Raw genomic sequence first — 13,109 nt, forward strand, 5'->3', positions numbered from 1 at the left:
GAAAGATAACCACACATATACCCTATAGATTTCAAGGTACAGGAAGGCGGCAAGCGAGATAATCCCGATGAGCTTACATAAGTAAGTGATTCGGGTTATTAAGCGTAGCCAACACACCTGTAACTTGAAAGATGACGGGTATCAGTAGAACAGATCTGCTGGCCAGTAGTGCCCCACGACAAAAATAATCGCCGCCGCAACCACCCCGGCGATGATGTCATCCACCATGATCCCCATCCCGCCGTGAACATTACGATCAAACCAGCGAATCGGCCAAGGCTTCCAGATATCAAAAATACGAAATGCCACAAAACCAGCGACTATCCATTGCCAATCATTGACCGGCAATGCCATCAAGGTAATCCACATCCCGACAAATTCATCCCACACGATACTACCGTGGTCATGAACTTGCATATCTTTGGCAGTGCGATGGCAAATATAGACACCAATACAGATGCTAAACATCACCGCGAGGGAGTAAAGTTGCCAAGGTAACTGAATCAATAACAACCAGAAAGGAATAGCAGCAATAGACCCCATAGTACCTGGTGCCCACGGCGATAATCCGCTGCCAAAACCCGTTGCCAACAAGTGCCACGGATTAGATAACCGCAGACGACGTTTAGCTTCATCCATGCGCTTTACCTGCAGAGAAATGGTCGAAGCCACGCAGATTCATCTCAACCGCCTGCCCTTCACGGAAGAATTTAACCCCTTCTGATTGTGGAGCAATCTGACCAATACAAGTGTAGGCTGCCCCGGTGTGACTCAGTGCAACTTTCAGCGCCCCACGGTTTATTTCTGGTACGGTAAAGCACAGTTCATAGTCTTCACCACCGCTCAATGCCCAGCGCAGAGCTTGTTCAGCATCCACCTGATTTTTCAGTGCATCAGAATAGGGCAAAGCATCTAGCTCGATGCGGGCACCGCAACCACTGGCTTTGAGGATATGTTGTAAGTCAGAAATCAAGCCATCAGAGATATCAATGGCAGAGCTGGCGAGGTCGCGTAAAGCCTGCCCCTGCAAAACTCGGGGTTGTGGTCGCAAATGGCGGTGAATGAGCGCGGCTCTGTCGGCCTCATCATCAACCCGCAACTCGTTTTGCAAAATAGCCAAACCAGCCGCACTATCACCCAATGTACCAGTCACATAAATCCAGTCACCAACCCGAGCACCAGCGCGCTTCAATGCTCGTCCTTCAGGGACTAAACCTTGGATGGTTAACGTCAGACTCAATGGCCCACGAGTGGTGTCACCACCAATCAATTGCATGCCATAATAATTAAGCTGATCAAACAAGCTATCACTGAATGATTGCAGCCAGTCTTCATTGACATTAGGAAGGGTCAGTGCAAGAGATAACCAGGCAGGATCGGCACCCATAGCCGCTAGATCGCTAAGGTTTACCGCTAAAGATTTGTATCCGAGATCGGCCGGATCAATATCCGGAAGGAAATGAACACCAGACACCAGTGTATCTGTACTGATGGCCAACAGCTGTTTCTCTGCCACTGTAAGAAGTGCGCAGTCGTCTCCAATACCCAGTTCTACATCCCGGCGATTACTTCTGAACCGGTCAAAGTAGCGGGCAATGAGGTCAAATTCGCCACATGCCATAATACAATTCCAGAAATGTTAACTGTTCAATAAATTAAGGCCGGAAACCGGCCTTAATTCAAGTCGTTAATGCAACGAGTTACTTTCGCTTACGTACCGTCGGAGCAACCTTATCCAGCACCCCGTTGACAAACTTATGGCTATCAGCAGCACCGAACGTTTTGGCAAGTTCGATCGCTTCATTGATCGCCACTTTATAAGGGACATCATCACGTTTGCTCAGTTCAAACAGCGCAATACGCAGAACCGCTCTTTCAACCTGACCTAATTCTTCGAGCTGGCGAGAAAGAACAGGCGCCATTAGCGCATCCAGAGATGCGGCGTTAACGGCAACCCCAGACAGCAATTCGCGAAAATAGGCAATGTCTACATCTTTGACATCCTGCTCAGACAGGAACTGTAATTCAACATCAGCGATGTCGTTTTTAGACAACTGCCAAGAGTAGAGCGCTTGAACAGCGCACTCACGAGCGCGGCGACGAGCAGCAGGTTTCACGGAATTCCCCTTAACTTAACTAAATTCAGCCTTTAATAGCTTTGATTACATTAATCATTTCAAGCGCGGTCAGGGCAGCTTCTGCACCTTTATTACCTGCTTTAGTACCGGCACGCTCAATTGCCTGCTCAATACTTTCTGTGGTCAGCACACCGAAAGCCACCGGAATATCGCTGTTCATCGCTACACTTGATAGACCAGAACTTGCTTCACCAGCAACATATTCAAAGTGCGCAGTGCCCCCACGGATAACCGTACCCAGCGCAATCACCGCATCGTAACGATTTGTTTTTGCCAGCACATTAGCAACCAGCGGCAATTCATAAGCACCGGGAACCCAAACAACAGTGATGTTGTCATCCGCTACCTGGCCAATGCGCTTGAGGGCATCAATGGCACCTTCCAGCAGGCTGTCGTTGATAAAGTTGTTAAAACGCGCAATTGCAATCGCCACGCGGGCATTAGGAGTAGCAACAACACCTTCGATAACGTTCATAGCTTTCCTCAATATGGGTTCATACCCCGCAGGGGGGCGGATTCTATCATATTCTTTCACGCCCTGCCCCTGCGCATTTGTAAAACACTGGCAAGACTATGATTAGCAGAGGGAATCCCTGCCAGATAATTTCATTAATACTTCGGTTTCAAGCGCAGACGCAAGTCTGGCCCTACCTGACGCACCTCACTGAATACGAACTCAGGGGTATCACTCAGTTGCGTTAACCCAGCCAATTGACATAACCCACGAGCATCGCTACCTAGCAATTTGGGCGCAATATACAGAATTAGCTCATCAACTACACCAGCCTGCAACAAGGCTCCGGCCAATTGCGGCCCAGCTTCAACCCAAACAGAATTAATTTGCCGCTTACCCAATTGCATCATCAGTAAGACCAAATCCACCCCATTGCCATGACGTGGTAGCAACAACTGCTCGACATTATCTGGCCATACCTGCTCATCAGCCTCAACCCGAGCTAACCAAGACGAGCCGTCTTGCTGTATGACTTTATGCTGTGGCGTGACACGGTTATGACTATCAAGAATTATTCGAACGGGTTGGCGCAATGCATCTTGAGGATACTGCGCCTGAGTTTGTGCATCCAACTCCTGCCAGCGTACGGTCAGTGAAGGATCATCAGCCAATACGGTGGCACTAGTGCTAAGAATAGCAGAGCTTTGCGCCCGAAAGCGCTGCACATCCTGACGCGCTTGTGGCGAGGTAATCCACTGGCTTTCACCCGAGGCCATCGCGGTGCGACCATCCAGGGATGCAGCCATTTTCAATTGCAAATAAGGAAAACCCGTGCGCATCCGTTTCAAGAAACCGAGATTAACCGCTTCGGCTTCCGCCAGCATCAAACCGTGGTCGACTTCAACCCCAGCCTGTTTTAATTTATATAACCCACGCCCGGCAACTTGCGGGTTAGGATCCTGCATCGCGGCTACCACACGTTTTACACCGGCAGTAAGCAAAGCATCGGCACATGGCGGCGTTCGCCCATGGTGGCTGCATGGCTCAAGGGTGACATAAGCAGTCGCACCACGCGCTTTCTCACCCGCCATCCGTAAAGCATGCACCTCGGCATGGGGTTCACCGGCACGCAAATGATAGCCCTCACCGACAATCTCGTCATCGCGCACCAAAACACACCCGACATTAGGGTTAGGTGACGTGGTAAAGCGCCCTAGCCGCGCCAACTCAAAGGCTCGGGCCATATAGAATTCATCAGGCTGCATGGCTTTCCTTACTTTTATGCTGTGGCAATTAGCAGGGGGCTAACGGCTTTGACGACTATGTTGATTAATCCTGCAAGCGGGCAATTTCTTCGCCGAATTCGCGGATATCTTCAAAACTGCGGTACACCGAGGCAAAGCGGATATAGGCCACTTTATCCAGGCGTTTCAGTGCTTCCATCACCAGATTACCAATCATCTTGGTGGGCACTTCGCGCTCGCCGGTGGCGCGTAACTGAGATTTAATGTGACTGATTGCCGTTTCGACATCATCAGAGCTGACAGGCCGTTTTTCCAATGCTTTCAACATGCCACGGCGTAATTTATCTTCATTAAATGGCTCGCGCACATCATCACTTTTAATGACGCGCGGTAACACCAGTTCCGCCACTTCGAAAGTGGTAAAGCGTTCATTACAATCTAAACACTGGCGGCGACGGCGCACTTGCGAACCATCGCTCACCAGACGGGAGTCAATGACTTTGGTATCCACAGCGGCACAAAACGGGCAATGCATAGCGCTTCCTGATGGGTGAGCTTAAACTTAGCGACAGTTTACCGCGAACTGTCGCGACAACAAAGGGTGGAAGCGGTAGTTTATGTTGATTGAACGATTGCGAACTTGGTTCAACAAATGAAAAACCCTGATACCGGCAATACCAGTATCAGGGTTTATTTACGTTCTATCGTTTATAGCTTAAGGCAGGATTGAAGGCTGATCTGCACCTTCTTTCTCGACTTTCTGCTGCAACATATGCTCACGTTTCATACCCAGTTTCAACGCCAGCGCGGACGCAACGTAGATGGATGAAACTGTACCGATGGAAACACCGATCAGCATGGTGAGTGAGAAGCCTTGCAGCATCGCACCACCAAAGATAAACAGCATCAATACCACCATCAGCGTGGTTGCAGAAGTCATGATAGTACGGCTTAAGGTCTGAGTCAGAGACACGTTCATGATTTCGTAAGGCGTCCCGCGGCGAATTTTGCGGAAGTTCTCACGAATACGGTCTGATACCACAATACTATCGTTAAGCGAGTAACCAATAACCGACATCAATGAAGCGATGATGGTCAAGTCAATCTCGATATGGAATAACGACAAAATCCCCATGGTAATAACCACGTCATGCGCCAGAGCGATAACCGCCCCCAGAGCCAGACGCCATTCAAAACGGAAACCGACATAAACCAGAATACACAGCAACGCGACTATCAACGCCATGCCACCAGCTTGGGCTAAATCGCTGCCCACACTCGGCCCAACGAATTCGATACGTTTTACCGATGCATTCTTATCAACCGACTCATTAATAACAGAGATAACTTTGTTGCCCAATTCCTGCCCGGCAGTTCCACTGGCTGGTGGCATACGTACCATCACATCACGGGTGCTACCAAAGTTTTGCAGAATTGGTGATTCAAAGCCCGCGGCTTCCAATGTGTCACGCAGTTGATCCAAATCCGCAGGTTTTTCCAGGGAAATCTCAATCACCGTACCACCGGTGAAATCCAGCCCCCAGTTAAACCCTTTAGTGGACATCACCACAATGGATGCCACTAACAACAGCAATGAGACGCCGAAAGCAACATAATCCCAGCGCATAAAGTCATAGACTTTACGGCCGTAGTTCAGTTGTTCAACAGTATAATCCTGTGCCACAACGTACTCCTCAAATAGACAGCTTGTTAATGCGCTTGCCGCCGTAAAGCAGGTTGACGATGGCACGAGTACCGACGATTGCGGTGAACATTGACGTTACAACACCGATTGCCGTTGTAATGGCAAAGCCTTTAATCGAACCAGTACCCACAGCATAAAGAATAATCGCTGTGATAAGTGTCGTTACGTTCGCATCGACGATACTTGAGAAGGCACCTTTATACCCTTCATGAATCGCTTGCTGGATCGTCCGCCCGTTCTTGTACTCTTCTTTTATTCGCTCGTTAATCAGAACGTTAGCATCAACTGCTACCGCCAGGGTTAACACTATCCCGGCAATACCCGGCATGGTTAATGTCGCCCCCGGTAACAGAGACATCACACCCACGATCAACACCAGGTTAGCCAACAGCGCAGTACTGGCAATCACCCCAAATTTACGGTAGTAAACCACCATAAACAGGATAGAAACCGCCAAGCCCCACAAGCAAGCCTCCAAACCTTGGGTAATATTCTGAGAACCCAAAGTTGGCCCAATAGTGCGTTCTTCTACAATCTGGATGGGTGCAATCAATGCACCAGCGCGCAGCAATAGAGAAAGTTGACGAGCTTCAGCCGGATTATCGATACCGGTAATGCGGAAACTGTTACCCAAGCGAGACTGGATGGTCGCGACGTTGATAACTTCTTCCTGCTTAACCAGAACCGCTCGGCCATTAGCATCTTTTTTACCGCTGTCTTTATATTCTACAAACAAAGTCGCCATCGGCTTGCCGATATTGTCTTTGGTAAAATTAGACATAGCAGAACCACCCGCGCTATCGAGCGAGATATTAACCTGAGCCTGGTTATATTCGTCGGTGCTGGAAGTGGAGTCAGTAATATGGTCACCGGTCAGGATAACGCGCTTGTACAAGACAACCGGGCGGCCTTCACGCGTGTTTTTGACTTCAGAATCGCCCGGAACACGACCGGAAGCAGCAACGGAGGCATCAACATTGCTGTTGACCAAACGGAATTCCAGCGTTGCAGTCGCACCAAGAATCTCTTTGGCACGTGCAGTATCTTGGATACCCGGCAACTCAACGACAATACGATCTGAGCCCTGGCGCTGAACCAACGGCTCGGCTACACCTAATTGGTTAACCCGGTTACGCAGAATAGTAATGTTTTGCTGAACGGCATATTCGCGCGCTTCCCGCAAACGGTCATCACTCATCACAGCTTTTAAGGTATTGCTGCCATTGGAGCCAATCACCAGATCACGGTGGCGAGGAGAAAGGTAGCTAATAGCGTCATCGCGCGTTTTATCGTCGCGGAAACGCACTTCAACACCATAATTATCCAGTTTACGTACCGTCGCATACGGGATATTTTTCTCACGCAAATCACTGCGCAGAGTATCCATCGTTTGCTCTTGTAACTTGCCAAGCGCAGTATCCATGTCCACTTCCATCAAGAAATGCACACCGCCACGCAGGTCGAGGCCAAGTTTCATCGGCTCTGCACCCAGTTTAGCAAGCCATGAAGGCGTTGCTGGAGCCAGGTTTAACGCAATAACGTATTTGTCCCCCATCGCAGCCACAAGTGCTTCACGAGCGCGCAGCTGGACGTCAGGATCTCTAAAGCGAGCCAGGATTGCACCATTTTCCAGCGCAATAGACTTGCTCGCTATGTTGTCTTTTTCTAAAACGTCACGGACTTGGACCAGCGTTGTTTCACTGGCGGCGATTCCTCGCGCACCAGTGATTTGAACAGCCGGATCCTCACCATAAAGGTTGGGAAGTGCATATAGCAGACCGATGAAGATCACTACGATCAGCATCAGATACTTCCACAAAGGATAACGGTTTAACACGGCAATTCCCTTCGGGAAAATCGAAAATTACAGAGCTTTCATTGTACCTTTCGGTAAAACGGCAGCAACGAAGTCACGTTTGATCATCACTTCAGTGGTGTCGTTCAGTGCGATAACGATATACCCTGTTTCCGCAACTTTAGTAACACGACCAAGTAAGCCACCAGTGGTCAACACTTCATCACCTTTACCAATAGAATCCATCAGTTTTTTGTGTTCTTTAGCACGTTTTTGCTGTGGACGCAGGATCATGAAGTAAAAAATCAGACCAAATACCACCAGCATAATCACCAGGGAGTACGGGCTGCTCTGAGCCGGAGCCCCAGCGGATGCGACAGCATCGGAAATGAAAAGACTCATTAAAATTCCCTCATTGTTATCAATATCAGTAGTGTGAAATCAGTGTGTTAAAATCAGCAACCGCAAAATCCTAACCGTTTAGTCCATAATTGCAAAGGCAATAATTTTAAAATCAATCACTTAATTGTGGAGATAGTGGTGGAACAGGCTTTCCTATCCGACCATAGAAATCTTCAACGAAGCTCTCTAATTTACCTTCTTCAATAGCCTGACGTAAACCCGCCATTAAACGTTGGTAGTAACGCAGGTTATGGATCGTATTTAGCCGCGCACCCAGTATTTCGTTGCAACGATCGAGATGATGCAAGTAGGCACGGCTATAATTGCGACAAGTGTAGCAATCACAGTGTTCATCGAGCGTTGCAGTATCACTTTTATGCTTGGCATTGCGGATTTTTACGACTCCGTCAGTGACAAACAAATGGCCGTTACGGGCATTACGCGTTGGCATAACGCAGTCAAACATGTCGATACCACGACGGACACCTTCGACCAAATCCTCAGGTTTCCCCACGCCCATCAAATAGCGTGGTTTATCTGCTGGGATTTGCGGGCAAACATGTTCCAAAATACGGTGCATATCTTCTTTTGGCTCACCTACCGCCAAGCCGCCCACAGCGTAACCATCAAAACCGATATCTACCAGCCCTTTTACCGACACATCACGTAAATCTTCGTAAACGCCACCCTGAATAATACCGAATAAGGCATTTTTATTATTCAGTTCATCAAAGCGGTCTCGACTACGTTTGGCCCAACGCAATGACATTTCCATTGAGCGTTTGGCATAATCCCAGTCAGCAGGATAGGGTGTACATTCGTCGAAAATCATCACGATGTCAGAGCCGAGATCATACTGGATTTCCATCGATTTTTCTGGACTGAGAAACACTTTATCGCCGTTGATAGGGTTTTGGAACGTCACCCCTTCTTCTTTGATTTTGCGCATCGCACCCAGACTAAATACCTGGAAACCGCCAGAGTCAGTCAAGATAGGGCCGTGCCACTGCATAAAATCATGCAAGTCGCCGTGTAGCTTCATAATTTCCTGACCGGGGCGTAACCACAGGTGGAAAGTGTTACCCAGCAGGATCTGCGCGCCGGTTTCTTTCACTTCCTCCGGCGTCATTCCTTTTACCGTACCGTAAGTGCCAACTGGCATAAATGCCGGGGTCTCTACGACACCGCGTTCAAATACCAGACGGCCACGACGGGCTCGTCCATCAGTTTTTTGTAATTCGTACTTCACATAACCTCCAACATCAGAGAAACAGTCTGATGCGTGATTAAAAGGAGCGCATGATAGCAACTGACTCACCCGCTATACAAGCCAGACAGCTTAAGTAGCACTTATCGTTATATGCATTGTTCTATAATTTGTGTGTCAATTTATTGATAATGCTTTGTCGTCTTGGTGAATGACATTAGCAGCGGGGCATAGGTCGATATTTCCATAAAAAGTTATGCCTGAACTATACTTTTTATGAATCGGTGACACCGCAGACATCCACCAGTCCACTACCCTATTTTCATTATTATCCCTGCTGATAATACGGGGCAAAAAATGACAAAAAGACCGAATATCCTATTAGTACACGGTGCATGGGGCGACGGCACTCATTGGCGCCATGTTATTCCTACGCTACACAACAAAAACTATCCGGTATACGCAGTACAAAACCCACTGACATCGTTGGCGGATGACGTAGAACGGACAAGGAAGCTGGCGGCATCACTGGAAGGGCCCACCATTTTGGTTGGTCATTCCTACGGTGGCATGGTGATTTCCCAACTTGGTGACTTGTCTCATATAGTTGGGTTGGTCTTTGTGGCTGCTTTTGCACCGGATAAAGGCGAAAGCCTTGGCAGTATTTTCCAGCTACGCGACCTCCCTTCAGGGGCGGCCAATCTTGTTCCCGATCCGGATGGTTTTCTTTGGATTAAGCGGGACAAATTCCACGAAAGTTTCTGTCACGACTTAGACAAAAACGAAGCCATTATTATGACTGCCGCGCAAAAACCAACCTCAGGCCGTTGCTTTGAAGCTACCTCGGCAGAACCAGCGTGGAAAATCAAACCCAGTTGGTATCAGATTTCCAATCAGGACCATATGATCCCGCCAGAAACACAGCAATGGTTTACAGAACGAATGAAACCGAAGAAAACCATTCGTCTGGACTCCAGCCACGCCTCTCTGGCTTCCCATCCCAATGAAATCATAGCGTTGATTGAAGATGCGGCCAAAGGCCATTAAACAACGTTTATCCCGGAGACAGATATTGCCTGGCTCCGGGTGTTTCAAGGGGTAATCACATATGCGGATTTAGGAGATATAATCCCCAGAAAAACGGATCGGCATAACTTACTGATTATCCGTACTATTCAGGGATATCATTTCTGTGCTTGCCTGTGGATTACGGCTGATAAACATGGCATCACCATAACTGAAAAAGCGATATTGCTCGGCAACCGCCTGCTGGTAAGCATTCATGGTATTTTTATAACCAGCAAAAGCAGAAACCAGCATTATCAATGTCGATTCAGGCAAATGGAAGTTGGTTATTAATGCATCAACCACCTGATAATGATAACCCGGATAAATAAAGATCTGGGTATCACCAAAGAAAGGAGCAATCAGGCCATTATCACTTGCCTTAGCGGCACTTTCCAATGAGCGTACTGATGTTGTACCCACCGCAACGACCCGATTACCACGAGCTTTACAAGCCAGAACTGCATCAACCACCTCTTGCGGCACTTCTGCATACTCAGAATGCATGATGTGGTCTTCAATTGTTTCGACTCGCACTGGCTGGAACGTCCCTGCGCCGACATGCAAGGTAACAAAAGCCATCTCAATGCCTTTTTCCCGCAATGCCGTCAGCATCGGCTCATCGAAATGTAAACCGGCGGTCGGCGCTGCCACTGCCCCCAGGCGCTGGCTGTATACCGTTTGGTACAGCTCGCGATCGGCATCTTCATCAGGGCGGTCTATATAAGGAGGCAAAGGCATATGGCCGACTGCATCCAAAATAGTGAAAACATCCCGCTCATCATCAAAGCGCAGCTCAAATAGCGTGTCATGGCGTGCCAGCATAGTGGCACGAATGCTCTCATCGTCACCCAGCAGCAGCTCAGTACCGGGTTTAGGCGCTTTTGACGCTTTGACATGAGCCAGAACACGGTGATCATCCAAAACGCGCTCGACCAACATTTCAAGTTTGCCGCCACTGGCTTTGCGACCAAATAAACGCGCCGGAATAACCCGCGTATTATTGAATACCAGCAGATCACCGGGCACCAGTTTATCCAGCAAATCAGTAAAAATGCCGTGCGTTAGTGTTCCCGTTGGGCCATCCAGTGACAATAGGCGGCAACCGCTACGCTGGGGCTGTGGATAATGGGCAATAAGAGATTCTGGCAGCTCAAAAGAAAAATCGGCAACACGCATGGCTTTCCACTTCATATCAGAACAGAGCCGGCTCACAGACATGTGGAGCAGGTTCACAAAAATAGGCGGCTAGTCTAGAACCCTGAAGGGCTGGCTGCAAGAAATAAGGAGAGTTAGTGGATATTTGCATTATACTCAACGCATGAATTTTCTTGCTCACCTCCATCTCGCAACACTGGCTGATAGCTCTTTATTGGGCAATTTGCTGGCCGACTTTGTACGCGGTAACCCACAGGGGGAATACTCCCCTGAGATAGTCGCTGGCATCATGATGCATCGTCGCGTTGATGTAATGACTGATACATTGCCATTAGTGAAAGAGGCTCGTGGCTATTTCAGTGCAGACTATCGCCGGGTTGCACCTATTACTCTGGATGTATTATGGGATCATTTTCTGTCACGCAACTGGGATAAACTGATGCCAGACTGCTCGCTGCCCAATTTTATCGAGCACGCGCAATGCCAAATTTTGCCATATTTACCCCTGACACCGGCCCGCTTTCAGAACCTTAATACCTATCTGTGGCCAGAGCGTTGGCTGGAACGCTACGCTGAACTACCCTTTATAGCTGATGTGTTACAAGGTATGGCTAACCGACGGCCAAAGCTGGCAGCACTTGCAGGGTCATTTCACGATATAGAGCAACACTATCAGCCATTAGAACAGTTGTTTTGGGCTTTTTATCCTGCAATGATGTCACAGGCACAAGATAAACAAATTTAGATTAAAACATTCTTTATTGTATGGTTATTGATTCTAAGTCACTTGCGCTTTCTGTAAGAATGGGTATCTTAGCAAGACTAAGAAACAAAAATCGTTGTAACAATAGGTAAAAGCTATCACAGCAATTGGTATTTATCCCTTTATTCATCGCGCTTAAATACCTATGCTGTGCCGATACTTTTAAGACAACTGGTTAATCCATCCCTAATTAACAGGAGTAATTTATGGTTCTGGTAACTCGTCAAGCCCCTGATTTTACAGCAGCTGCTGTTCTTGGTAGCGGCGAAATCGTTGAAAACTTCAACCTGAAAAAACACCTGAACGGCCGCCCTGCTGTCCTGTTCTTCTGGCCAATGGACTTCACTTTCGTTTGTCCTTCAGAGTTGATCGCTTTCGACCACCGTTACGAAGAATTCCAGAAACGTGGCGTTGAAGTTGTTGGTGTTTCTTTTGACTCCGAGTTCGTACACAACGCATGGCGTAAAACCCCGGTCGATAAAGGCGGTATTGGTGAAGTTAAATATCCAATGGTTGCTGATATCAAACGTGAAATTCAGAAAGCCTACGGCATTGAGCACCCAGATGCGGGTGTTGCACTGCGCGGTTCTTTCCTGATCGACAAAAACGGTGTTGTTCGTCACCAAGTGGTTAACGACCTGCCACTGGGCCGTAACATTGACGAAATGCTGCGTATGGTTGACGCACTGCAATTCCACGAAGAACACGGCGACGTTTGCCCTGCTCAGTGGGAAAAAGGTAAAGCAGGTATGGGCGCATCTCCAGATGGCGTAGCTAAATACCTGTCTGAAAACGCCTCTAAACTGTAATAACAGTTTATGCCGCCCCTGATTTATTCGGGGGTATCAAGCCAGTCAGTTCACACTGACTGGCTTTTTTTATTCTGACTGAGTTTCAGTCTTCTAAGCATTAAGGTATCAAGACTGCTATATCCCCAACGTAATTGGAGTTACAGCTAGGCGGCAAACGAGTGAATCCCGATGAGCTTACACAAGTAAGTGATTCGGGTGAACGAGAGCAGATAACAACGCTGTAAACTCAATTAATAAGGGGATAATTTTGTGGCATATTCAGCCTCCTGCCTTCCCTTTCGGCGGGTATAAGGCTACCGTAATGTTGTCTGGCGTTACAGAGAGCCTCGTATTGATTAATTTTAATACGGGGCTTTTTCCTATCTG

14 protein-coding genes are annotated in these 13,109 nt (G+C 48.1%); 3 read left to right on the forward strand and 11 right to left on the reverse strand.

Going from position 1 to position 13,109, the window contains the following annotated elements; all coding sequences use genetic code 11:
• Nucleotides 1-141 precede the first annotated feature (141 nt).
• The 10 genes from pgpA to tgt all read right to left on the reverse strand — a co-directional run bounded on the left by pgpA (nucleotide 142) and on the right by tgt (nucleotide 8,987).
• The gene (pgpA, locus tag FTB31_RS15310; protein ID WP_019081315.1) at nucleotides 142-639 is read right to left on the reverse strand and encodes a phosphatidylglycerophosphatase A; all 498 of its coding nucleotides are present in this window, start codon (nucleotides 637-639) and stop codon (nucleotides 142-144) included.
• Nucleotides 632-1,621: a thiamine-phosphate kinase gene (gene thiL / locus FTB31_RS15315; protein ID WP_050077325.1), complete on the reverse strand. Its 990-nt coding sequence runs from the start codon at nucleotides 1,619-1,621 to the stop codon at nucleotides 632-634. Before thiL ends, pgpA begins: the two co-directional genes overlap by 8 nt.
• 79 nt (nucleotides 1,622-1,700) lie before the next feature.
• Nucleotides 1,701-2,117, reverse strand: coding sequence for a transcription antitermination factor NusB (nusB, locus tag FTB31_RS15320; protein WP_005166503.1), 417 nt, complete (start codon nucleotides 2,115-2,117; stop codon nucleotides 1,701-1,703).
• Between the two features lie 25 nt (nucleotides 2,118-2,142).
• The gene (gene ribH, locus FTB31_RS15325) at nucleotides 2,143-2,613 is read right to left on the reverse strand and encodes a 6,7-dimethyl-8-ribityllumazine synthase (RefSeq protein ID WP_025377400.1); all 471 of its coding nucleotides are present in this window, start codon (nucleotides 2,611-2,613) and stop codon (nucleotides 2,143-2,145) included.
• Nucleotides 2,614-2,747: 134 nt separating this feature from the next.
• Nucleotides 2,748-3,857: a bifunctional diaminohydroxyphosphoribosylaminopyrimidine deaminase/5-amino-6-(5-phosphoribosylamino)uracil reductase RibD gene (gene ribD / locus FTB31_RS15330; protein ID WP_077293592.1), complete on the reverse strand. Its 1,110-nt coding sequence runs from the start codon at nucleotides 3,855-3,857 to the stop codon at nucleotides 2,748-2,750.
• A gap of 64 nt (nucleotides 3,858-3,921) precedes the next feature.
• A complete protein-coding gene (gene nrdR / locus FTB31_RS15335; protein ID WP_050077323.1) occupies nucleotides 3,922-4,371 on the reverse strand; it encodes a transcriptional regulator NrdR in 450 nt (149 codons plus the stop codon).
• Nucleotides 4,372-4,551: 180 nt separating this feature from the next.
• Complete coding sequence (gene secF, locus FTB31_RS15340) at nucleotides 4,552-5,520, reverse strand: protein translocase subunit SecF (protein WP_050077322.1); 969 nt, start codon at nucleotides 5,518-5,520, stop codon at nucleotides 4,552-4,554.
• A gap of 10 nt (nucleotides 5,521-5,530) precedes the next feature.
• Nucleotides 5,531-7,378, reverse strand: a complete 1,848-nt coding sequence (secD, locus tag FTB31_RS15345) for a protein translocase subunit SecD (RefSeq protein ID WP_072081838.1) — start codon at nucleotides 7,376-7,378, stop codon at nucleotides 5,531-5,533.
• Nucleotides 7,379-7,405: 27 nt separating this feature from the next.
• A complete protein-coding gene (yajC, locus tag FTB31_RS15350) occupies nucleotides 7,406-7,738 on the reverse strand; it encodes a preprotein translocase subunit YajC (RefSeq protein ID WP_005166605.1) in 333 nt (110 codons plus the stop codon).
• Between the two features lie 112 nt (nucleotides 7,739-7,850).
• Entirely contained in the window at nucleotides 7,851-8,987 is a 1,137-nt protein-coding gene (tgt, locus tag FTB31_RS15355) for a tRNA guanosine(34) transglycosylase Tgt (RefSeq protein ID WP_005166606.1), read from the reverse strand.
• A gap of 315 nt (nucleotides 8,988-9,302) precedes the next feature.
• On the opposite strand from tgt, the gene FTB31_RS15360 reads away from it, so the two are divergent.
• On the forward strand, nucleotides 9,303-9,992 hold the full coding sequence (locus tag FTB31_RS15360; RefSeq protein WP_050077321.1) for an alpha/beta hydrolase: 690 nt from the start codon (nucleotides 9,303-9,305) through the stop codon (nucleotides 9,990-9,992).
• 108 nt (nucleotides 9,993-10,100) lie between these two features.
• Here FTB31_RS15360 and queA read toward each other — a convergent pair whose 3' ends face one another.
• Nucleotides 10,101-11,189 (reverse strand): tRNA preQ1(34) S-adenosylmethionine ribosyltransferase-isomerase QueA, encoded by a 1,089-nt coding sequence (queA, locus tag FTB31_RS15365; protein WP_227731587.1) that lies wholly within the window; start codon nucleotides 11,187-11,189, stop codon nucleotides 10,101-10,103.
• Between the two features lie 142 nt (nucleotides 11,190-11,331).
• On the opposite strand from queA, the gene FTB31_RS15370 reads away from it, so the two are divergent.
• Together FTB31_RS15370 and FTB31_RS15375 are read left to right on the forward strand one after the other, a co-directional pair.
• Nucleotides 11,332-11,913, forward strand: a complete 582-nt coding sequence (locus FTB31_RS15370; protein WP_050077319.1) for an acyl carrier protein phosphodiesterase — start codon at nucleotides 11,332-11,334, stop codon at nucleotides 11,911-11,913.
• Nucleotides 11,914-12,137: 224 nt separating this feature from the next.
• Nucleotides 12,138-12,740, forward strand: coding sequence for a peroxiredoxin C (locus FTB31_RS15375; RefSeq protein ID WP_004707520.1), 603 nt, complete (start codon nucleotides 12,138-12,140; stop codon nucleotides 12,738-12,740).
• Nucleotides 12,741-13,109: the final 369 nt, after the last annotated feature.

This window comes from Yersinia proxima (assembly GCF_902170785.1).
In the GTDB taxonomy this organism is placed as follows: Bacteria; Pseudomonadota; Gammaproteobacteria; order Enterobacterales; family Enterobacteriaceae; genus Yersinia; species Yersinia proxima.